Source organism: Bradyrhizobium sp. MOS002 (assembly GCF_003020115.1).
In the GTDB taxonomy this organism is placed as follows: Bacteria; Pseudomonadota; Alphaproteobacteria; order Rhizobiales; family Xanthobacteraceae; genus Bradyrhizobium.
The window spans coordinates 1-20,664 of the sequence record NZ_PYFX01000006.1; the positions used below are offsets into that span (position 1 = coordinate 1).

Annotated in this window: 24 protein-coding genes and 1 tRNA gene; 2 read left to right on the top strand and 23 right to left on the bottom strand. The window is 62.5% G+C overall.

Features of this window, described 5'->3' with window-relative positions; genetic code table 11:
• Positions 1–139: 139 nt before the first annotated feature.
• The 22 genes from C7G41_RS19400 to C7G41_RS19515 all read right to left on the bottom strand — a co-directional run bounded on the left by C7G41_RS19400 (position 140) and on the right by C7G41_RS19515 (position 16,400).
• Positions 140–649, bottom strand: a complete 510-nt coding sequence (locus C7G41_RS19400; RefSeq protein WP_106944081.1) for a hypothetical protein — start codon at positions 647–649, stop codon at positions 140–142.
• Between the two features lie 58 nt (positions 650–707).
• Entirely contained in the window at positions 708–1,490 is a 783-nt protein-coding gene (locus tag C7G41_RS19405; protein WP_106944082.1) for a hypothetical protein, read from the bottom strand.
• Between the two features lie 13 nt (positions 1,491–1,503).
• On the bottom strand, positions 1,504–3,105 hold the full coding sequence (locus tag C7G41_RS19410) for a terminase TerL endonuclease subunit (RefSeq protein WP_199198482.1): 1,602 nt from the start codon (positions 3,103–3,105) through the stop codon (positions 1,504–1,506).
• Positions 3,105–3,539, bottom strand: a complete 435-nt coding sequence (locus C7G41_RS19415) for a phage terminase small subunit P27 family (protein ID WP_106944084.1) — start codon at positions 3,537–3,539, stop codon at positions 3,105–3,107. The genes C7G41_RS19410 and C7G41_RS19415 overlap by 1 nt, the downstream gene beginning before the upstream one ends.
• A gap of 437 nt (positions 3,540–3,976) precedes the next feature.
• Positions 3,977–4,375, bottom strand: a complete 399-nt coding sequence (locus C7G41_RS19425) for a hypothetical protein (protein ID WP_106944085.1) — start codon at positions 4,373–4,375, stop codon at positions 3,977–3,979.
• Positions 4,372–4,965: a hypothetical protein gene (locus C7G41_RS19430; RefSeq protein WP_106944086.1), complete on the bottom strand. Its 594-nt coding sequence runs from the start codon at positions 4,963–4,965 to the stop codon at positions 4,372–4,374. The genes C7G41_RS19425 and C7G41_RS19430 overlap by 4 nt, the downstream gene beginning before the upstream one ends.
• Before the next feature lie 122 nt (positions 4,966–5,087).
• Positions 5,088–5,516: a hypothetical protein gene (locus C7G41_RS19435; protein WP_106944087.1), complete on the bottom strand. Its 429-nt coding sequence runs from the start codon at positions 5,514–5,516 to the stop codon at positions 5,088–5,090.
• Positions 5,517–5,553: 37 nt separating this feature from the next.
• Positions 5,554–6,723: a phage major capsid protein gene (locus tag C7G41_RS19440; protein ID WP_106944088.1), complete on the bottom strand. Its 1,170-nt coding sequence runs from the start codon at positions 6,721–6,723 to the stop codon at positions 5,554–5,556.
• Between the two features lie 3 nt (positions 6,724–6,726).
• A complete protein-coding gene (locus tag C7G41_RS19445; RefSeq protein WP_106944089.1) occupies positions 6,727–7,236 on the bottom strand; it encodes an HK97 family phage prohead protease in 510 nt (169 codons plus the stop codon).
• On the bottom strand, positions 7,233–8,432 hold the full coding sequence (locus C7G41_RS19450) for a phage portal protein (RefSeq protein ID WP_106944090.1): 1,200 nt from the start codon (positions 8,430–8,432) through the stop codon (positions 7,233–7,235). The genes C7G41_RS19445 and C7G41_RS19450 overlap by 4 nt, the downstream gene beginning before the upstream one ends.
• A gap of 286 nt (positions 8,433–8,718) precedes the next feature.
• Positions 8,719–8,985, bottom strand: coding sequence for a hypothetical protein (locus tag C7G41_RS19460; protein WP_146159779.1), 267 nt, complete (start codon positions 8,983–8,985; stop codon positions 8,719–8,721).
• Between the two features lie 41 nt (positions 8,986–9,026).
• Positions 9,027–10,082: a hypothetical protein gene (locus C7G41_RS19465; protein ID WP_106944093.1), complete on the bottom strand. Its 1,056-nt coding sequence runs from the start codon at positions 10,080–10,082 to the stop codon at positions 9,027–9,029.
• Positions 10,082–10,402 carry a hypothetical protein gene (locus C7G41_RS36975; RefSeq protein WP_146159780.1) on the bottom strand — a complete coding sequence of 107 codons (321 nt, stop codon included), beginning with the start codon at positions 10,400–10,402 and terminating at the stop codon, positions 10,082–10,084. The genes C7G41_RS19465 and C7G41_RS36975 overlap by 1 nt, the downstream gene beginning before the upstream one ends.
• The gene (locus C7G41_RS19475) at positions 10,402–10,725 is read right to left on the bottom strand and encodes a hypothetical protein (RefSeq protein ID WP_106944095.1); all 324 of its coding nucleotides are present in this window, start codon (positions 10,723–10,725) and stop codon (positions 10,402–10,404) included. The genes C7G41_RS36975 and C7G41_RS19475 overlap by 1 nt, the downstream gene beginning before the upstream one ends.
• A 34-nt stretch (positions 10,726–10,759) precedes the next feature.
• Positions 10,760–11,515, bottom strand: coding sequence for a helix-turn-helix domain-containing protein (locus C7G41_RS19480; protein WP_106944096.1), 756 nt, complete (start codon positions 11,513–11,515; stop codon positions 10,760–10,762).
• A gap of 160 nt (positions 11,516–11,675) precedes the next feature.
• Positions 11,676–11,753, bottom strand: a tRNA-Pro gene (locus C7G41_RS19485).
• A gap of 117 nt (positions 11,754–11,870) precedes the next feature.
• Positions 11,871–12,449: a MerR family transcriptional regulator gene (locus tag C7G41_RS19490; RefSeq protein WP_007611070.1), complete on the bottom strand. Its 579-nt coding sequence runs from the start codon at positions 12,447–12,449 to the stop codon at positions 11,871–11,873.
• 27 nt (positions 12,450–12,476) lie between these two features.
• Complete coding sequence (locus C7G41_RS19495; protein WP_018456841.1) at positions 12,477–12,818, bottom strand: integration host factor subunit alpha; 342 nt, start codon at positions 12,816–12,818, stop codon at positions 12,477–12,479.
• A 133-nt stretch (positions 12,819–12,951) separates the two neighbouring features.
• Positions 12,952–13,932, bottom strand: a complete 981-nt coding sequence (locus C7G41_RS19500) for a beta-ketoacyl-ACP synthase III (RefSeq protein ID WP_106944097.1) — start codon at positions 13,930–13,932, stop codon at positions 12,952–12,954.
• Complete coding sequence (gene plsX / locus C7G41_RS19505; protein WP_106944098.1) at positions 13,929–14,990, bottom strand: phosphate acyltransferase PlsX; 1,062 nt, start codon at positions 14,988–14,990, stop codon at positions 13,929–13,931. Before plsX ends, C7G41_RS19500 begins: the two co-directional genes overlap by 4 nt.
• Before the next feature lie 298 nt (positions 14,991–15,288).
• The gene (locus C7G41_RS19510; protein ID WP_106944099.1) at positions 15,289–15,852 is read right to left on the bottom strand and encodes a DUF177 domain-containing protein; all 564 of its coding nucleotides are present in this window, start codon (positions 15,850–15,852) and stop codon (positions 15,289–15,291) included.
• The gene (locus tag C7G41_RS19515; RefSeq protein WP_106944100.1) at positions 15,849–16,400 is read right to left on the bottom strand and encodes a ubiquinol-cytochrome C chaperone family protein; all 552 of its coding nucleotides are present in this window, start codon (positions 16,398–16,400) and stop codon (positions 15,849–15,851) included. Before C7G41_RS19515 ends, C7G41_RS19510 begins: the two co-directional genes overlap by 4 nt.
• A 98-nt stretch (positions 16,401–16,498) precedes the next feature.
• On the opposite strand from C7G41_RS19515, the gene C7G41_RS19520 reads away from it, so the two are divergent.
• Entirely contained in the window at positions 16,499–16,984 is a 486-nt protein-coding gene (locus C7G41_RS19520; protein WP_199198483.1) for an outer membrane protein assembly factor BamE, read from the top strand.
• Positions 16,985–17,063: 79 nt separating this feature from the next.
• On the top strand, positions 17,064–18,065 hold the full coding sequence (locus tag C7G41_RS19525) for a tripartite tricarboxylate transporter substrate binding protein (protein WP_106944101.1): 1,002 nt from the start codon (positions 17,064–17,066) through the stop codon (positions 18,063–18,065).
• Between the two features lie 271 nt (positions 18,066–18,336).
• Here the strand turns inward: C7G41_RS19525 and C7G41_RS19530 are convergent, their stop codons facing one another.
• Entirely contained in the window at positions 18,337–20,457 is a 2,121-nt protein-coding gene (locus tag C7G41_RS19530) for a sodium-translocating pyrophosphatase (RefSeq protein ID WP_106944102.1), read from the bottom strand.
• Between the last annotated feature and the right edge of the window lie 207 nt (positions 20,458–20,664).

Genomic DNA, 20,664 nt, shown 5'->3' on the forward strand with positions numbered 1-20,664 from the left:
CCGTGCCTGCGGCAGTTAGATTGCCGTTGCTCAACGTAAAAATGGACGCTTTGGCTGCGGGATCCCATGTCGCTGCCGACGTGAGGGCGCCTGATCCGATCATACTCAGTGGAAAGGGAAGAAAATTCATGCCGTTCTCCTATGCTTTGCTGCGGGCGTTCGCTTCAGCCGCCCGTCGTTCGTGCCGCGAGAGTTTGATTACGGAGCCCGTCTGCACTCCGGACGCCGCGAGCGCGCTGGTGGTATGCTTCTGCTTCTTTCGCGCTCGCCATGCAGCCCAATCCATCGGCGACGGCTGGATCAGTTCACCGATCTGATCAGGCCACCGTTTTAAGATCTTCGCGCTGACGCCTTCTCTGGTGACCTCTACGAGCTCCACCAGGCCACCGATCGAGTATGCGCCACCATGCTCGGGACGCTGCTGGCGCTGAAGCTCCAGGATCGTTTCCGCGACGTGATCGATCGTCTCCGGGGTGACGCTAAAAGGGCCGCCGAAGCCTTGAAAATTCTCCGCCGAGGTGACGCCGGGGGATTGGTATCCGTTCGAGTTCTCCGCCAACGTGAACGGCGCGCCCGATGCGTCTTCAATACTGCTGACTGTGAACGCCACGATTTCCTGCCTGCGATCTGACCAGCCGGCGGCAAACAAGCGAAACCCTTGGTCGACCCCGTGCCGGCGCCCAATGGTTCACCAACGCTTACTTTCATCACCTCGAGCCCCGCGATTTGGACCCCCCGGTGACCCGCGCCCGGATCGCTCGCAAGAATATCTCCCAGGAATTGTCTTTGCTGTATGCGGCTGCAAGATGGGTTGGCACGCCCGCTTTGATCATACCCCTTACGATCAGTTTGGTGTCCGATCCGCGATCTGGTAGGTTCGAAGCCGCGAACCAATCCTCTTTCGTCGCGCTCCAAGGCTCGCCGATCTCCTCGGCTATTTTGGCCTCCGAACATGTGAAGGTTTCGGAGCCGAGACACGGAATGCGCAGCCGAGGCGCGATCTCTTCGTAGCTGAATCCATGACTGATCAGGTAATCGAGAATTACCCTCTGTCCGGCAAATACGTCGACGTCCGAGGCAGGCTCGCAGCGATAGATTGCGCCCTTCTTGTCGGGAAAATGCACGGCATAGCGAAGCGCCAGGTTTTTATCCGGCGTGACATAGACCTCGTCCAGTCCTGAACGCGCCGAGCCCCACTGGCCCCGGTTGCTGTTGCTGTTACCAACATCCGCCCCCGGCAGCAATTTATCGCCGACCTTCAACCCGGCTATGCCGCCGTGAAACCACGCGGTATGCGTCCCGAGCCCCCAAATCTCGCGCTCAACTCGAGCGAATATTTCATCAGGCGATTCGAGATGGGACTCTTCTTGCTCTTCTGCATGTAGGTTTGCCGAACTCAGCCTGGACCGCTTGCAGGAGAGCCATTCACCGAGAGGCAGTCCAGCTTTTGCCGCTCGCTTTTCTTCGTATCTCAGTTGGCCGGGTGTCACGCGAGAACCTCTCCTAAATAATCCTAAGCCCATCAGCCCTATCGTCGCTCTCGTAAATCGAGCGGCTGCTATCGCCAGTCGAGGCGCGTCCCACCGCCATTGCGGTCGCTTGCGCGCCGTCGATACGATCGCGGCTTTTCCCTTTGTGGAATGACTTGTTGCCCGCCTTGTCGGTCTCGCAGGCGATGTTGCTGAAATTCCAGCGCAGCACCTCATGCCCACCATGCGTGAGCCGACGCCCGACGATCGCGCGCTCCAGTTCTTTGATCGCTGGCGCCATGGTGACCCAGCCCTGCCGCATTTCGACGGCTGGGAAACCGTCCTCGAGTAAATTGTTCAGGATGTTGCGCGCCATATGCGGATCGAAGGCGATTTCCTGCACATCGAACTCGCCGCAAAGATCGCGGATCTTGTCTTCCACCGCCCTGAAGTCGACCACGTTTCCGACCGTCGGCTCGATCAAGCCGTCCTCAGCCCATCGCGGATACGGCACACCATCCCGATCGGCGCGGCCACGAAGGTTATCCTTCGGGCAGAAGAACCACGGATGGACCAAATAGCCGTCATCACCATCGCGCCAGGCCGCCACAACGGCCGTTAGATCGCTGTTCGAACTGAGATCGGCCGCGAGCCAGCACGGCTCGCCCTTGAGTGCGTCCAGGTCGACTGCGCCGGCGCCTTCGTCATAGACGTCCATGTCGACGAAGGGGTCGGAGGAATGATCTAGCCAAATATTGAGGTTGAGCTGCCGGAAGGCTTCTCGATCGCCCGGCCGACGCTCGCCTTCGATCGCAAGCTGGCGCAGCCCATCAATATCGGGATAGCCGTGGGCCAATCCTGGGTTGACCCGGTGCCACACCGCCTCGTCCCGCCAGTCGCAATCGCGCGGAGCCTCAAAAATGATGGGCAGGATGGAAGGATCGACCACCTCGCCGCGCGCGACGCGCCTGGCGTCCTCGACGATGTCCCAGGCGATGTTGTCGTGACCCCGGCCGGCGGTGGTGGCGACCACCAGGAGCGAGCCCTTGACCTTCACCAGACCAGACCGGAGAACGTCCCAGAGATCGCGTTTTTTCCAGGCGTGCAGCTCGTCCGCCAGCACGAACACCGGCGTCCTGCCGTGCTGGGTGCCGGCATCGCACGATATGGCCTCGTAGAAGCTCCCGTGGTTCTTCGAAACGAGCCTGTTTTTGTAGTCTTGCGCGGACGTCACCGAGCTCAGCCGCTTGTCGGCGCGGATGATGCCCATGGCCTCGAGGAAGCCCAGGCGCGCCTGCTTGCGATCGGCCGCGGCGGACAGCACCTCACCGCCCGGGATCCGTTCCGGCCCGAGGGTATGGAGCAGCGCAAGGGCGGCCGATAGGCTGGTTTTGCGGTTGCCGCGGGGCAGAAGCAGCACCACGGTCTTGACCACGCGAGTCCCGTCCTCATGGCGCGGGCCATAGATGCGGCGGACAATGCGCTCTTGCCAGAGGTCGAGCTGGAAGCGCCCTCCCTTGGCCGGGTTCTTTGGATGCTTCAGCGCCCGCAGAAACCGGACTGCGCGCTCGCCGTATCCCAGCGGATCCTCGATCTCCGAGCCGTCATAGATCCAGTGCGGGAAAGTGTCAGCCATCACAGGTCCAGATCCCCGAGGTCGCCGTCGTCGGCGTCGTCACGGATGACGGGCCGTGCCCGGCTGACCGGCGTTAGGCCGAGTTCGGCGGCCAGCTGACGAGCCCTGTTCATGGCGTCGGCCTGCACGGCGACTGCGGGGTTCTTCTTGCTCCCGATGCAGACCGGCTCGCCGCCCTCCTTGCCCTCGCGGTAGACCGTCAGGACGTGCCCCTCGTCCTGGATAAGCCGCTCCATTTCACGGACCTGACCGATTGCCAGGCAGTAGTTCTCGACCGACCCGAGATCGGCCACCGTCAAGATGCGGCGCTTCACCAGCGCTGGCATGATGCGGCGCCACTCCGCTTTCGCATCCTTGGACAGGAAAGTTGGAGCCCGCTCCGTCTTGGAGATGGCTCCATTGTCGATTACCAAGTGCGGCTTGGTGCCCTTCACGGCTTCACCGATGCGGAAAACACCAATTCTTGCCTATCTCGCGCGCTTCTAAGGCGCCGGTCTATGGAAGGCCCTGAGAAGTTCTGAACCACCCCCGGGGCCTTCTCTTGAGATTGCTTGCGGCTGTTGTGGCAGGGCGAGGACGCCATTGGCTGCCAATTCGAGCGCGACCAAAACAAGCGCTGATCGCCGCGATGCGGAACCTTGTGGTCGACCATGTCGGCGGTACGACCACAGCCACAGGCGCAATGGCGGTTCTTTGGCTGGGCCAAGAAAGCTTTGCTTTCGCGCTGCCATTTGCCGCCATAGCCCCGCGCCGACGACGATGGACGCCGCGCATCGGCAGCGGCCTTGCGTGCGCGCTGGTGTTCGCATGGCTTGTCAGCGCGGGTGACGCATCCGCAGCCTTTGATCGAGGGCGCACTGTATGGCATGGCCTATCCCGTCGCCGTCAGTTCGATGCGGACGCAAAGCCCGCGCTCGAATACAGCAACCACGCGACTGATGGCCCGCTCCTTTGCGTGAACGAGAACCTTGTCCGCGACTGTCGGCAAGCGTGCATCAGAGTCTGAACTGATGACTTCACTACCGGGTGCAGGTGGCGGGACATGCGGCCACCCGTCGCTGACGATGTGGGTCGGGGACAGCACAATGAAATACGTCTGCTGAGCGACCGCGCCTATGAGCTGCTCAGCGACAAGACCCTTGACCTTCGCCGGAAGAGTTAGGTCAGTGTTGGTCCGGCTTGGCCCACTCCCGAAATAGCGCCGCAAGGTGACGTCCTCGCCGCGTCTGGCGATCCAACGGTTCAGCTGCGAGAGAAGCTGGCTGCTCATGAGTTCGGCCTTACGTGCAGACTGATCAAGCCTTGCACTTCAGGTGGAAGGCCAGCGCCGCCGCCGCTGAAGTAATCGGTCGATCCGACACCGTCAGACGTTTCGCTCCGGACCATGGGATCACGGTCACCTGAGGCGACGAACTGCTTTACCAACAGGATCGCCGCATGCTGAACCGCCTGCGGGATGTCGGTAGCTTCATAGCCGGCGGAGTATGTGACGACGGTCTGGCCGGCACACCAATAGATTGGACACCCATGGCTGGAAATCCGATCGGCAATCCCGGTCTGCAGATTGATCTCGTACTGGTCGGTTGTGAGTGTAGTACCGCCTTCCACGACCGAAACGACTTCGGTGATCGGGTAGCGTGTCAGCATCAATTCCCGGGACCGCTGCGGCTGCACGCGGAAGGTCTCAGCGACCGTTTCCACTGCGAACACGCGGTTGCAGTATTGCGCGATGACGTCGCTGGCCTGCGTGATGTACTTCGACAGTTGGTCGTCGCTCACCTCGGTGGTGCCAAGCTCGGCTTTGACGACGGCGAGCGTCGTCAAATCTCGATTGGAGTTGTCGTCAATGACGGTGAGCATGGCGCTTTCGTCTCAGGTAAGGAACGCGGCGGGTGCGGGAACGAGGCTTGGGGCAATCCGAACCGCACCCGCCGCAAAGAGCTGTTCTGATCGAGAACAGCTCCTTATCGGTTGGCGGCCGATTACTGCGGCGGGTTTGCGGTGGGTGCGCTGTTCGGCTTGCCCAGCACCCAAATGCCGGCGATGAAGATGTTGCCCGCGGCGTTATTGGCTGGCGTCACCGTCGCCCGGATGTAGCGCTTTGAGCCGACGTAGCCGAGCTTTCGACACTCGACGTCGTCGTCGAACTGAAAGCTGGCCAGGGCCTCGGTGCCGATCATGTCAGCGTCCGCCACCGCGACCGCGCCACTCATCCCCGAGTCGTTGCTTTCTTCAAGCAGCGTCGTGAAGGTGGCGTCGACGTCAGTCTCGGTACCGGTGACCATTGCCAACGTTGCGGCGCCGTAGCCCAAGGTGTCGAGAATGGTGGAAACGATCGCGGTATTGTCCGTGCGTGCGGCAATCGGCGCGATCGCCGGTTTGAAGTGAAGACTTGAAGCGATATCTCGCATGTGATGTTCCTGGCTTTGCTGGGTGCAGAGTTGCTGCTTACGAAGTCGCGATCTTGAGCTTGCGGATGGCCTCAGCCTTGCCAACGCCGCCGGCAACACGGCGCCGACCGTGGAAGCGGGTCATGCCGTTGGTTGCCTGCGAATACGGGTCGCGGAGGATGCTCAGGCTGATGCGGTCGAAGATCCGATAGCCCTGCTGGAAGTCGCCGAAGATGATCGGGTAGGCGTTGCCCGCGATGTCCGGCATGTCCGGCATCTCGACGATCGGGCGGCCAAGCAAGGTCGTGACCGGCGTGTTGTTCAGGCCCGCCATGGCGACCATATAGTTTCCGTTCGTGTCCTTCAGCTTCCGGATCGCGCCGAGCGTGGTGCTGTTCATGCCCCAGGTGCCGTTAACGCGGTACGGAGCCTTGATGGCATGGTAGAGGTCGATCAGGCCGTCGCCCTTGACCAGGCTGGCGTCGGTGCCCGGCGTGTAGGTAACGTTCGCATCCTGCATGAAGCCCGATGGCGAAAGCTGGCTGGCACCGTTGACGAACGCGACGCCTTCCAGATAGCCGAACTCTTCACCGAATTCGAAAGCGAGCAACTGGCCGATGTCGAAGGCGCTGTCTTCCAGCATCGCATTGCTGACGTCGACATAGGCGGCAATCTCGCAGACGCCATAGCGGTTCTGGCCGAAGGTGACAGTCGTTTCCGACCGAGCTTGGGTCTCTCCCACCCAAGCGCCGGTCATCCCACCAGTCCTTTTCGGCCATAAAACTGCCGGCGCGCCGGTCGGCATCACCCGGGCGACCGATCGCACGGGAGAGAACAGGACGACGTTGCGGTCGAGCTCGGCCTGGAACGCGTCCGGAGCAAGGAAACCGCCGGCAGTGTCGTCAGACACGCGAAGCGATTTGATTTCATCGGCGCTCAGCGCCTCCTTGCCCTTGCGGACGAAAGTCTCGAAAGCCTTTTTTTCGACCGCGTCGGCTTCCTTCTGCTCGTCGGTGCCGGTGCCGGGCCGGTTGATCTTGGCGGTGAGCTTGTCGATCTGGTCCTGGAGCTTCGGGTCGACGCCCTTGCCTTCGACCGCCTTCAGGCGTTCGTCGACTGATTTCTGGAGATCGTCCAGTGCCTTTTGCACGAGGGCAGCCGGATCGACATCGCCCTCCTTCAGTTCGATGGCGCCGGACAGCATCCGTGCTTTGTGCTGGTGAAACATGGGTTAGCCTTTCAGTTTTAGTGCCGCAGCGGCACGGTTGATCGCCTCGGCGAGCGCGATGGCCTCCGCTGCGGATTTGGATGAGGTGATACGTGCGCCCGGGTGCATCGGCACCGTGACCAGCGATATCTCGACCAGGTCGAGTGCCTTGATGTCACGGCCACCGCCCTTGCGGGCTGTAGCCTTGCGGGTGATGAAGCCGATCGAGATCCCGGTCAGCGCCTTGGACTTGACCAGCGCGTGCACCTCTTTGGCTCGTGCGACATCGTTGATCAGCAGCTGGCCTTTGGCCTGCAAGCCGTCCGGCCCTTCGACAATATCGCTCCAGACGCCAACGGGATCATTCGGACGGTGCCCGAACAGCATCGGGAGCGGCGCCTTGGCCGTAGCGAAGGCCCCCTTGTGAATCCAATCCCCGACGCGATCGCCAGAACCGAACGGCCAGGCCATGGCTTTGATGGCGCCGGCGTCGTCGACGGTGAGATCCGCCTTGAACTCGAAGAGAGCGGTCATGATGCTGCCACCAGAGTCGGCTTCGGTCGCTCGCCCGGTAAGGGCGGCTTGCCGGCCTCGATATTGGGATTGCTGAATTCGTCGCCGCCCTTGTACGGGGCGAGGTTCTCTCGAGCCCGGGCTTCGTTCGGGTTCATGATGCGAGCGGCCACCGCCTTGGCGTAGGCCTCGAAGCGCGCCGCGATGTCGGCCCGAACCAAGCCGTTGGCGTCGAACTCGATGTAGTATGCCGCCTGATCTTCCTCGCTCAGCAGGCGCATCAGCGCGCCTTCCCAGAGCTTGGCCCGCGGCATCAGCGTGAATGTCAGGTAGGCCTGCGACGCGGTCTCCGCGTTGGCCCAGGTCGCCCGGGAGAAGTCGAACAGCAGGTTCGGCGGAACACCCAAGGTCCGGGCGATCTCGACCAACTGGAACGCCCGCATTTCCTGGAACTGGATGTCCACGGAGCTGAACGTCAGGGGCGTGAAGTCGCTGTCTTCCTCGAGCAGGACAACGCCGCCTGCGCTCTCACCGCTGAAATTGGAATTGACTGAGCGTTTCAACCGCTCATAGGCGATGTCGCTCAGCTTTTTCTTGTTCTTGTAGACGCCGCTTGGTCGCGCGCCGTTCGCCATCAGCTTGGCCGCGTGACGCTCCATCGCCATGGCGAGGCCGATAGCTTCGCGGCATTGCCGGATCGCTGACAGATTGCCGAGCGTGGGCACGTCTAGAATGTCGCGCCAGGAATACGTGACCGTCCCGCCACCCTTCAGGGCAACCTTGTAGATGGGCTCCTGGTTCTGATCGCAGTCCGGCGTGACCGAGTGGAAGTCGAGCTTGATGATCTCCATGATCTTGCCGGAGCCGGCCCGGTTGGCCAGCGCATAGGCCCGGCCTTCCAGGACGCAGTCCTTCTCCATCTCCTGGACGAAGCTCGTCGAAGAGGTCCAACCGTTCGGCCGGTCGTGCAACAGGCGATAGAGCGGGTGATCTTCGGCCCGCGTCTTGTCCGCACGATTGTAGACGTGAGCGCCGAGCGTGGCCATCGTGCCAGTGCGGATGCCCACCCCGAGCTGCACCGGGGCGTGGCGCATGGCCTTCACCGGCGAAACGTAGATGTCGGCCGCGGTGCGCGCGCCGGTGTCGATCAGCGCAGACCACTGGTCTACGTCGAAGGATTTCGTCTCGCCTTGGAAAATTCGCTGAAACCAGCCCACACTTCAAATCCGGATTGACCCGGCTGCAACATGCGGAACTACACGAACTTTCGCACTTGCTGAAATCTGGCTAAATCTGGCTAGTTCTGGTTCTCGACGGGTTTCGTTCGAAGCCAGGAACGCAGTTCGCTCTTCATAGCGAAGTACCTGCCGCATGGCTTGAACACCGGCGCGTCTGGATCAGCGGCGAGTTGATATACCCAGTCGACACTGCACCCGATGTGCCTGGCAATGGCCTTGGCGCCCCACAGCTCATCATTGGTTCGCCCCGGGCTTCGATGCAGCATCAGCGGGAAACCCGCTTGATCTTGTTGCTCCGCCGCGACTTGCGCGCGATCTTCTTTCCGGCCTTTCGAGCTGCTTTCGCTTCGGCCTCTTCCCGCTCGATTGCGGCAACATCGAACCGCGACGTTTCGGGCCAAGTTGTTTTTGGGCTGAGTGAGAGCCACAGCGGGGTGAGTTGCTCGTATGGATGCGAGCGCTCGCGGATGATGCCATTGCCGTCGATGAACACGCATATCGCCATACCTCGATCAGTGTTCACGACAAGCATGGGCGCAGATCCGCCGGCTCGTACCATCTGGCCAATCAAGCTCATATTGCGCCCTCCGCGGTCCAGTCATTTGTCGAAAGAAGATCGAGCATGTTGACCTCGTTGTCTTCGAACATTGGTGCATCCAAAGACACGGTCCCGTATCGAAAGCGTCGATTGTGCGAATGAAGGAAACGCGAGGCTTCCTGCTTCACATCCGTCAGATCGATGTCGTCGGCGAGCACTGCCATCACCATGTCGCTGAGAACGTCCTCACGATCGGCGCGATCTAGCTTGGGCACCACGGCATTGATCTGGCGATAGACATCGTTTTGAAGCAGGGCCATCCTGAGATGGTTTTTGCTGCTCGCGCTTCGCCCTTGATGGACAGCTTGACGGTATCGGACACCAAAACCTTGATCAGCCCTACTCCGAGTTTCCAGCATCTTGCGCTGAGGCAAATCGCGGCGACGCTGCCTGTTGCTCAGCGGTGAACCTGAGCGGACCAACTCGATCGCCTCATCATAGGCGCTGTCACTGTAGATGGTCGGTCGATAGGTTGCGCTACGTTCATCAATTGCCGCATCAAGTTTGGCTCTGCGATCTGCCGCCTTGCGAACCCACCAAATCAGTTGCGAATACGTCGGAAACGACGGGCTTGACGCGCAAGCTTCCTCGCAAGACAGACCGCCGACAATGAGGCTCAGGAGCTTGGGGAAGTAGGCCTCGATATCTATCCAACGCGCTGCCCGATACTCCTGCATTTTTTGCGGGTTTCGGTAGACGTAGCCGTAAAAGGTCGGCTCCGTTGGAAACCGGGCGTCCGATCTAAGGACTTCGGTCAGAGATCTCCCTTTGCGCAGCTCTGAGATTATCTCGTTGAAGTGGTTCGCGGCGGTTCCTCTTCGCTGCTTGTGCTTAGCCGGAAACATCGCAAAGCCGGCCTCCTTCGCAATGTTGTAGCGGATCCGATTTTCTTCCGTCGCTGCGATGTAGCTCTTGAAAGCACCGAGCTTCGGGAATGAGGCATTTGATTTGAGGGCCAGAGTCAGGGGCTTGCCGCTCGCGATGACCGTCAGCACCTCTTCGAAGTGATCCCTGCATCTGTTCTTGCGCATCAGCTTGCGTTCTCCGCCTGCCATGCCTGACGTGTACGCTTGTCCGGCCTCGAGCGCCGGCCTGCCTTGCTGCGAGCCAGGTGCCGTTGCCGCTGAGCGTCGCGCAGCTGGTTGTTGATATCGAAGATCGCCGCGGTCGCGTCCTTGATCCAGGTTCGATTGACGTGGACGCGCCGCACGACATCTCCGCGAACGTAAACGGTTTCGAAGCAATCTCGTTTTGCCCGTGACGGAGACCACGGGAACGAGCGGGTCCAGCCGCCGGCAACGGTGGTGTAGGCGGAAAGCAAAAATTCCGGGGACGGTGCTGTTTCTGTCATCACTGCACCGTCGCGATCAGCCGCTCTAGTTCGGCTCGTTTGATTTCAACTTCGTGATGGAAGATCGCTTCCGCGCCGTCTTTAACGCCATCATCGGCAGCGATGATTCCCAGCAACTTCGGGCGCATCGCCTTCAACAGTTTCGGGTCTGTCCTCGCCAACTCTTCCATGAGGTAGACGCCCTCGGCGAGGCCATCCAAGCCCGACGCCGTGCAGATGTCCGCAATGCGGTCAGCCAGTATGGCGAGAAGAGTTGATGCGCGCCGCCGATCCGGCTTTTGATCGTCACCGGTCGCGGTTTCGTTGATGATGCCGTGCTTCATTCTGGATTGCCCCTTTGGTTCGGAGGTTTGATCGTTACGCAAGAACACGCTGAAGTTTTTGAAGCCGCAGAGCGGCAATCGCAGCGGCATCGAGCCGACCGCGTTCCTCGAGATCAGTCGCTCGCTGAAGCTCTTTGGGACTAAGCAGGCCAAGGATCTCCCAGCCGTCGCTTCCTAGCTTCCTGGCGATCTGGTTCTGGAGAACCTCCACGCCCTTCCTCCCTTCCCTGAAAGCCCTCTGTCTCTCGGCCGGCGATGGTTTCGGTTTGGAAGAAGATGCTGATGACGCTTCAAGTGAAGGTTCTAGAGAAGGTTCAAGTGAAGGTTCATGCCGCACCGGTGCGGCATGGTCGCCGCTCTGTTGCGGCATGGTGACCGGGCTGGTTGCGGCATGGTCCCGGGCGCCCTGCGGCATGGTCCCGGCGTCACTTCGTGGCGTTTCGTGAGGCTCCGGCCCAGTGGGGAACCCAGTGGGTCCGCTGCCTGACTGTGCCGCAGATTGCGGCTTGGTCTTTTTTGCAACACCGATCGGCAAAAAGTAAGTGCGGCTGGACCAGCGGCCCGGCCCCATCGGCCTCGCGACCTTCCGGATCAGCCCCAGCTTCTCGAGCTTCCTGAGGTAGCGCTGGACGGAGTCGAGCGACTGCTCGGTGTCCCGGGCCAAGGTCTCCTGAGACGGCCAACAGCAGCCGGTGTCGTCGGCGTAGTTCGCCAGCGTCAACAGCATCAGCTTCGCCCCCGGCGAGCCAGTGGTTTGCTCTACGGCCCAGGCGGTAGCTTGCCAGCTCATGCAGCGACATCCCTGGAAGGGAACGCCTGCAGAACGTCGTTCGGGACTATTTCGGGAGTTTTTGCGCCCAACCGTGCAAACTGGCGCCGATATGTTCTCATTTCGCCGCCGGCAGCAGCCAGCATCGAAAGAAAATACCCTTTCAGGTCAAAGGGTTTAATGGTCGGAGCGAGAGGATTTGAACCTCCGACCCCTAGTCTCCCAGACTAGTGCGCTAACCGGGCTGCGCCACGCTCCGAACGTCGTTCCATTAGCTAGGATCGCCGGTTTGCGCAAGGCGAGGTCACACCATTTTGGATATTGGTGCCTCTGCCGAAAGGCACCGGAACTGCCCCAAAGCTGAGTAAGTCCGGCGTCAGGCGTCCTTTAGCGCCTGATCCAGCATCTCGCGGCAGGCGATGAGCTCGGCGAGCACCCGTCCGAGGCGCTCGCGGTCGATAGCGCTGGGGCCGGCGGGCGCGGCGGGGGTGCCGCCCTTGCGGAAGGTGGTGAGGATTTCCTCGTCGTCGGTCTCGGAGAAGCGGAAGTCGATGCCCTCCTCCTCCTCGCCCTGGTAGTCGTCATCGTCGCTGTCGCGGGCGCCGCGGACGCCTGTCTCCTCCTCGGGCTCCATCAGGCTGGCGCCGACGGCGTCCTCGATGGCGCCGAACGAGACCGCGGCCGCGCTGTCGGCGAGGCCCTGCACCGACTTGACGCCGTGCTCCTTAAGGATCCGCTGCACCCCGCGGATGGTGTAGCCCTCCCCGTAGAGCAGACGGCGGATGCCCTTGAGCAGGTCGACGTCGTCGGGGCGGTAATAGCGGCGGCCGCCGCTGCGCTTCATCGGCTTGATCTGGGAGAAACGCGTCTCCCAGAACCGCAGCACGTGCTGCGGAATGTCGAGTTCCTGCGCTACTTCGCTGATGGTTCGGAACGCATCCGGCGCCTTGTCCAAATGCCAAATCCTTATCCGGAGGGCGGATTACGCCTCGGGTTGCGCCTTGCTGGCGTCGCCATTGGTGCGGTGCTGGGCGTTGATCCGCTGCTTCAGGATCGCCGACGGCTTGAACACCATGACCCGGCGCGGCGAGATCGGCACCTCGGTGCCGGTCTTCGGGTTGCGACCGATGCGCTGACCCTTCTTGCGGACCATGAAGGAGCCGAACGAGGACAGCTTCACCGTCTCGCCTTTCTCAAGGCAATCGGTGATCTCCTTCAGCACGAGTTCCACGAAGGCGGACGATTCCGTGCGCGACAGCCCCACCTTCTGGTAGACGGCCTCGCACAGATCGACACGCGTTACGGTTTTACTTTGATCGGTCATCGCCCTGCCCCACATCACGGCGAACAATTGTTGTCTGAAATTATGAGCTTACGATACGGCGGTCAACAGCGCTCATCAATGCAGGCGCATCGATAATCCGATCTGATTCGGGCAAAATTTTATCGACTGTGGCTTACCAGCGCACCATTGCGGAGCCCCAGGTGAAGCCGCCGCCCATGGCTTCGAGCAAAACCAGGTCGCCGCGCTTGATGCGGCCGTCCTTGCGCGCCACCGACAGCGCCAGCGGGATCGAGGCCGCCGACGTATTGCCGTGACGGTCCACCGTCAGCACCACCTTCTCCGGCGCGATATGGAGCTTGTGCGCGGACGCGTCGATGATTCGCTTGTTGGCTTGGTGCGGCACGAACCAGTCGATGCTGTCGGCATTGAGCCCGGTCGCCTCGAAGGCGTCGACGATCACGTCGGTGATCATGCCGACCGCGTGCTTGAATACCTCGCGGCCCTCCATGCGCAAATGGCCGACGGTCTGGGTCGAGGACGGGCCGCCGTCGACGAACAGCTTCGCCTTGTGACGGCCGTCGGAGCGCAAATGCGTGGTCACGATCCCGCGGTCGGTTGCGGCATTGCCGGGCTGCTCCTGCGCCTCCAGCACCACCGCGCCGGCGCCGTCGCCGAACAGCACGCAGGTGCCGCGATCGGTCCAGTCGAGGATGCGCGAGAAGGTTTCCGCGCCGATCACCAGCGCGCGCTTGAAGGCGCCCGTGCGCAGGAAATTGTCGGCGGTGGCGAGCGCGAACACGAAGCCCGAGCACACCGCCTGAAGGTCGAAGGCCGCGCCATGGTTGATGCCGAGCCCGTGCTGCACGGCGACAGCCGTCGCCGGGAAGGTGTTGTCGGGCGTCGAGGTCGCAAGCACGATCAGGTCGATCGACTGCGCAGCCACGCCGGCATCGGCGAGCGCAGCCTGCGCCGCCTTGAGCGCTAAGTGCGAGGTGAACTCGCCCTCGGCCGCGATATGCCGCTCGCGAATGCCGGTGCGCTGCACGATCCACTCGTCGGACGTGTCAATGCGCGCCGCCAATTGGGCGTTGGTCACGACCTGCTCCGGCAAATAAGAGCCGCAGCCCAGCACGACCGAACGAATTTGAGTCACGAAACAGCCTCCTGCGCGGCCTGCACGGAACTGAGTGCACCACCTTCGCGATTGAGCATCTGATTGATCTTGTTGAGGAGATCGAATTTGACCATCTCATAGCCAACATCGATCGCATAGGCAAAGCCTTCGGCAGCGATTCCGCCATGGCTCTTGACCACGATCCCGTTCAACCCCAGCAACACGCCGCCGTTGGATTTGTTCGGATCCATCTTGTTGCGCAGGGCCTGGAAGGCGTTGCGCGCAAAGAGATAGCCGAGCTTGGACAGCAAGCCCCGCTTCATCTCGTTGCGGAGCAATTCCGCCATCTGCCGCGCGGTTCCCTCCGCGGCCTTCAGCGCGATGTTGCCGCTGTAGCCCTCGGTGACGACGACGTCTGCCACGCCCTTGCCGATGCCGTCGCCCTCGACGAAGCCGAGATATTCGAGCTCGGGCAGGTTCCTGGCGCGCAGGATCTCGCCGGCCTCGCGAATCTCCTCGTGCCCCTTGATCTCCTCGACCCCGATATTGAGCAGGCCGACCGTGGGACGCTTCTTGTTGAACAACACGCTGGCCATCGCCGCGCCCATGATGGCGAGCGACACCAGATGGTGCGTATCGCCGCCGATGCTGGCGCCGAGGTCGAGGACGACGGAATCGCCGCGCCTGGTCGGCCACATGCCGGCGATCGCCGGACGGTCGACGCCCGGCAGCGTGCGCAGGTGGAAGCGCGACATCGCCATCAGCGCGCCGGTATTCCCGGCGGAGACCGCAACATCCGCCTCGCCCTTTTTCACCGCATCGATGGCGAGCCACATGGAGGAGGTCTTGCGGCCGCGCCGCAGCGCCTGGCTCGGCTTGTCCTCCCCGCTGACCGCGACTTCGGTGTGGATGATCTTCGAGGCGGCCTTCAGCGCGGGGTGGCGGTCGAGCTCGGGCTCGATCTTGGCGCGGTCCCCGATCAGCAGGAATTCGATCTCGCGATGCCTGTGAAGCGAGATGGCGGCGCCTGGGATGACCACCGCGGCGCCGGCGTCGCCCCCCATGGCGTCAAGCGCGATGCGAACCTTGCTTGGCATAAAAGTCCTGGAAACCTGGTCTGGTGCGGTCTTGAACGAGCGGGCCGCAAAATGGGGTCGCCACGAACATGGCGGCCGGTCAAGCGCCACGCCGCACCCGGACCGGGGCGCGACAATAGCGTTTTGTTATCCCGAAACAACCTCTTGCCCCCAGCCTTTTGCATTCGGGAACATCCGGCTGCGGACGGACTAATTCACAAGAAATACATGAAAATCAAATAGATAATTTGGCCTTTCAAACCACCATCGCAAACACCTCGCGCCCCGTAGCAAAGCGGTCCTATGGGGCAGACGGCACCTATTGGTCTTTCTTCCCGTCCTGAAGTGCCTTCAGGATCGCAAAAGGGTGGTCCTCCGGATCGGGGGCGATGACCTCGGCCTCGAACACGACCCCCGGCTTCCGCGGGTAGGGATCGACGGCCAGGAACAGCGCATCGGTGGCGAGCCGGCCAAGGTCGATGATGCCGTTGACAATCGCCTCCGGCGGGTCGGCGACCTGCTCGTTATCGTCGTGTCCCTCCTCCATCAGGTCGGCCAGGCGGCGGACCTCGGCCTCGGGGGCGAATATCAGGTCCACCTCCTCGTCGATCTCGCTCTCCATGGGGTCAAGCGTGACCACGCAGGTCTGGCCGATCCGGGCGCGGACGTGCCCCGTGACCTGGATCCGGTTGCCGCTTTTCGGCACGACATCGAAGGCGGCCTCGACGGAGACAACCTCCCGCAAGCCTGCCGTCTCGGCCATGGCCTGCCGCTCGGCGGCCGAGGCCTCGAGCTTGCGATGCAGGCCGGTGTCCGGGATCTGTGCAACGATGACGGGCACCCGCCAGGGATCGGACACGGATGCTGGTATCGGTCGGTTCATGGCGTGACATCCTCAGGGAGCGCTGGGGGAAACTTGAAGGACGCACCCAGCAGTGCGGCTTCGCCGATCCGGCTGAGCTCGGCCTCGGCGGCCCTGGCATAGGCCGCGAGCCGCTGCGCCTGGTCCATGCCGGCCCCATTCAAGATATTCTTGCAGATCGCCAATGCCAGCGCCTCGCCGCCGCCTTCAACGGCCTGATCGTAGGCCTGGACCCGGCCGTAAAAGGCCTCGCCGAAAGCCCGCATCCGCTTCGGCACAGTCTGGTCGCCGATCCCCATCTCGCGCAGATTGTCGTCCATGTCCTCGCAGAAGCGGTCGAACAGCGCCTGCGACAGCTCGGTGGCGCCCTGAACCGTGCGCAGGCGGCGCAGCAGCAGCCAGAGGTGCAGCAGCAACAGATCGAAACGTCCGTTAACGGTATCCGGCACGCCTAAGTCGCGGTAAAATATGGGTTCTCGCGCCTGCGTCACGATCATGCCATAGATGGCTTCAATGGTGCCCGGCGAGGCTAGGCGGGGTTTCCTGAAGTGATTGAACGGCCAAAGCATTGTGGTTTCCGCAAGCGGGCGCGCGCGTGTTGCATTCAGAGCCTCCGCCCGGTACTTCAGCGCCTCGCGCGACGCAAGGGGACGGAATCAGTTCCGCTATGACGATAACGAACCAGACCAGCCTGCGTGCAGACAAGCGGCACGGCCTTCAAGCACGTTGGCGCGGCTTGCGCCTGTTCGCGGCCGCGGCCCTGGTTGGCGCTGCGCTGGCGGGCTGCACCGGCGAGCAATTCCAGAAGGGTTACATCCTGCCGCCCAACGCGCTGGAGCAGATCCCGATCGGCGCGAGCCAGGACCAGGTGCTGATCGTGATGGGCACCCCCTCCACCGTCGCAACCCTCGACGGCGAGGTGTTCTATTACATCTCGCAGCGCTCAGAGCGCATTGTCGCCTTTATGAACCAGAGGGTGGTCGACCAGCGTGTCATCGCGGTCTATTTCGACAAGAACCGGCGCGTGCGCCGCCTTGCGAATTACGGTCTGCAGGACGGCAAGATCTTCGACTTCATCAGCCGCACCACGCCGACGTCGGGCCAGGAGATGAGCTACCTCACGCCGATCTTCAAGCTGCTCAGCTTTAACTGAGCCTGCGGCTTCGTGCGGCTTGCCGTTGCGCGTCCGGTTCCATACGCTCCCTGCAAAACAAGACGCAGGGAGTGGATTCGTGCCCAATAAATTGCTGTCTCGCCGTCGCGTGCTCACCGGTGCTGCTGCCCTCTCGGCCGCAGCGATCCTGCCGCGATCGAGCCTGGCGGACTGGAAGCCCACCGAAAACGTCCGCCTCGTCGTGCCGGCTGCCGCAGGCGGCTCGACCGACGTGATGGGTCGGCTTCTGGCCGCGCATCTGCAGACCGCCTGGGGCCAATCGGCCGTGGTGGAAAACCGCTCCGGCGGCGGCGGCACGATCGGCACGGCCGAGGTGGTCCGCGCCAAGCCGGACGGCCACACCATACTGATCGGCAATCCCGGCCCGAACGCGATCGCCTACAGCATCTTCAAGAACCTCACCTACAAGCCGGACCAGCTCCAGCCGGTCTCCAACATGATCCGGATCCCGAACATCGTCTCGGCGCATCCCAAGACCGGCATCAAGTCGATCGCCGAGCTGGTCGCCTATCTCAAGGCCAATCCGGACAAGCTCAGCTACGCCTCCTCCGGCGTCGGCCAGAGCCCTCACCTCACCGGCGCCTGGTTCCTGCAACTCACCGGCCTGAAGATGACGCACATCCCGTTCCGCGGCGCCGGTCCCGCGCTCCAGGCGGCGCTCGCCGGCGACATCCAGATCCTGTTCGACAACCTCTATCCGAGCCTGCCGCAGGTGCAGAACGGCACCCTCACCGGCCTCTGCGTCACCACGACCGAGCGCAGCGACCTCGCGCCGAACCTGCCGACCATGCGCGAGAGCGCGCCGGAGCTTGCGGCTTTCGACGTCTCGTCGTGGTTCTCGGTTTTTCTGCCGAAGGGTGTGCAGCCCGCCATTGTCGAAGCGCTCAATCTTCAAGTGAAGGCGATGCTCGAGCGCGACGACATCAAGAAGAACATCGTGGCCATGGGCGCCCGCGCCGACTACGGCACGCCCGACCAGTTTGCCGCCTTCGTGGACGCCGAGACGAAGAAGTTCGCCGGCATCATCCAGAAGGAAGGGCTGCAGATGGACGTGCAGTAGGCCCCGCTTGTGGCGCAGGGGATTTGAACCAGTTGAAGGCCAAGAGGACAACCGCCGCCAGCGCGACTGCCAACATTGTACGAGGCCCGGATTGCCGGGAGCCTCTTTGCGCCTTGCCGCAAGCTGGACAGACACTGTCGGCCGCCAACATGTCGCAGCCGCACTGGATACATCTGGTCGTCTCGAACTTCATGGCGACGGTCCCGCAAAGCGGATAGCAAAAAACCCGCGGCTTGCACCGCGGGTTTGTCGCAGGAAAGCTGCCTCCGGTTCAGTGCGCGAGCACCGCGAGCAACAGCAGCGCCACGATGTTCGTGATCTTGATCATCGGGTTCACGGCCGGGCCGGCCGTGTCCTTGTAGGGATCGCCGACGGTGTCGCCGGTCACGGCCGCCTTGTGGGCGTCACTGCCCTTGCCGCCGAAATGACCGTCCTCGATGTACTTCTTGGCGTTGTCCCAGGCGCCGCCGCCCGAAGTCATGGAGATCGCGACGAACAGGCCCGTCACGATCACGCCGAGCAGCATCGCGCCCACGGCCGAGAACGCCGCCGACTTGCCGGCCGCCCCGCCCCCCGCGATCGCATAGATCACGAAGTAGACGAAGATCGGTGACAGCACCGGAAGCAGCGAGGGGATGATCATTTCCTTGATCGCCGCCTTGGTCAAAAGGTCGACCGCCTTGCCGTAATCCGGCTTGTCGGTGCCTTGCATGATGCCCGGCTTCTCGCGGAATTGTCGGCGGACCTCCTCGACGATCGCGCTCGCCGCGCGGCCCACGGCGGTCATGCCCATCGCGCCGAACAGATACGGCAACAGACCGCCGAACAACAGACCCACCACGACGTAGGGGTTGTTGAGCGAGAAGTCCGGTTTGACGCCGGCGAAGTAGGCGTGGTGCGCGGAGTCCGCAATGAAGAACTTGAGATCCTCGTTGTAGGCCGCGAACAGCACCAGGGCGCCGAGACCGGCTGAGCCGATCGCGTAGCCCTTGGTCACCGCCTTGGTGGTGTTGCCGACCGCATCGAGCGCATCGGTCGACTTGCGAACCTCCTTCGGCAGGCCCGCCATCTCGGCAATACCGCCGGCGTTGTCGGTGACCGGACCGAACGCGTCGAGCGCGACGACCATGCCGGCGAGCGCCAGCATGGTGGCGGTCGCGATCGCGATGCCGAACAGGCCGGCGAGGCTGTGGGTGACCAGGATGCCGGCGATGATGACGAGCGCGGGCAGCGCGGTCGACTCCATCGAGATGGCGAGGCCCTGGATCACGTTGGTGCCGTGGCCGGTCACCGAGGCCTGGGCGATCGACTTCACGGGACGATAGTCGGTGCCGGTGTAGTATTCGGTGATCCAGATGATCAGCGCGGTGACGGCGAGGCCGACCACGCCGCACTCGAACAGCGCCATGCCGGTATAGTCGACGCCGGCGAGCTTGCCGAAGCCGATCAGGTAATAGATCACGCCGGCGATGCCGACCAGCGACAGGACGCCGGTCGCGATCAGACCCTTGTAAAGCGCACCCATGATCGACTGGCTCGGCCCGAGCTTCACGAAGAAGGTGCCGATGATCGAGGTGATGATGCAGATGCCGCCGATGGCGAGCGGCAACGTCATCATGTCGGCGAGGATCGGAGTCTTGGCAAAGAAGATCGCCGCCAGGACCATGGTGGCGACCGCGGTCACCGCATAGGTTTCGAACAGGTCGGCGGCCATGCCGGCGCAGTCGCCGACATTGTCGCCGACGTTGTCGGCGATCGTGGCCGGGTTGCGCGGATCGTCCTCGGGGATGCCGGCCTCGACCTTGCCGACGAGGTCGCCGCCGACGTCCGCACCCTTGGTGAAGATGCCGCCGCCGAGACGGGCGAAGATCGAGATCAGCGAGGCGCCGAAGCCGAGCGCCACCATGGCGTCGATGACGACGCGGCTGTCAGGCGCAAGCTTCAGCGAATGGACCAGGAAGGCGAAATAGAGGGTCACGCCGAGCAGCGCGAGACCCGCCACCAGCATGCCGGTGATGGCGCCCGCCTTGAAGGCAAGCTCGAGACCACCCGCGAGCGACGTCGTCGCCGCCTGGGCGGTGCGCACATTGGCGCGGACCGAGACGTTCATGCCGATGAAGCCGGCCGCCCCCGACAGGATCGCGCCGATGGCAAAACCGATCGCGACATAGAGCCCCAGGAAATAGGCAAGCAGCACGAAGATGACGATGCCGACCATACCGATCGTGGTGTACTGACGCCGCAGGTAAGCCTGTGCGCCTTCGCGCACCGCTGCCGCGATTTCCTGCATGCGCGGAGACCCCGCATCCGCGCTCAAAACCGAAGACGTCGCCCAGATCGCGTAGACGACGGAAAGCACTCCGCAGAGCACAATCAACCATAATGCTGTCATGTGATTTTTTGCCTCAGATCCTTGATGAACGTACCCCCGGCGCCTTTTGTTTTTCCGTCTTGCGGTGCGGCGCCTTGATTTTGAACAGGGCCGCTCCTTGCCCGAAGGCGCGGCCCTAGTCGGTCACGACCTTGCCAAAATCAAATTGAGGGTGCAACGCCAGATAAGGCCGAAAAGCTGATCTCGGCAGGTATTTAGCGAGTCTTG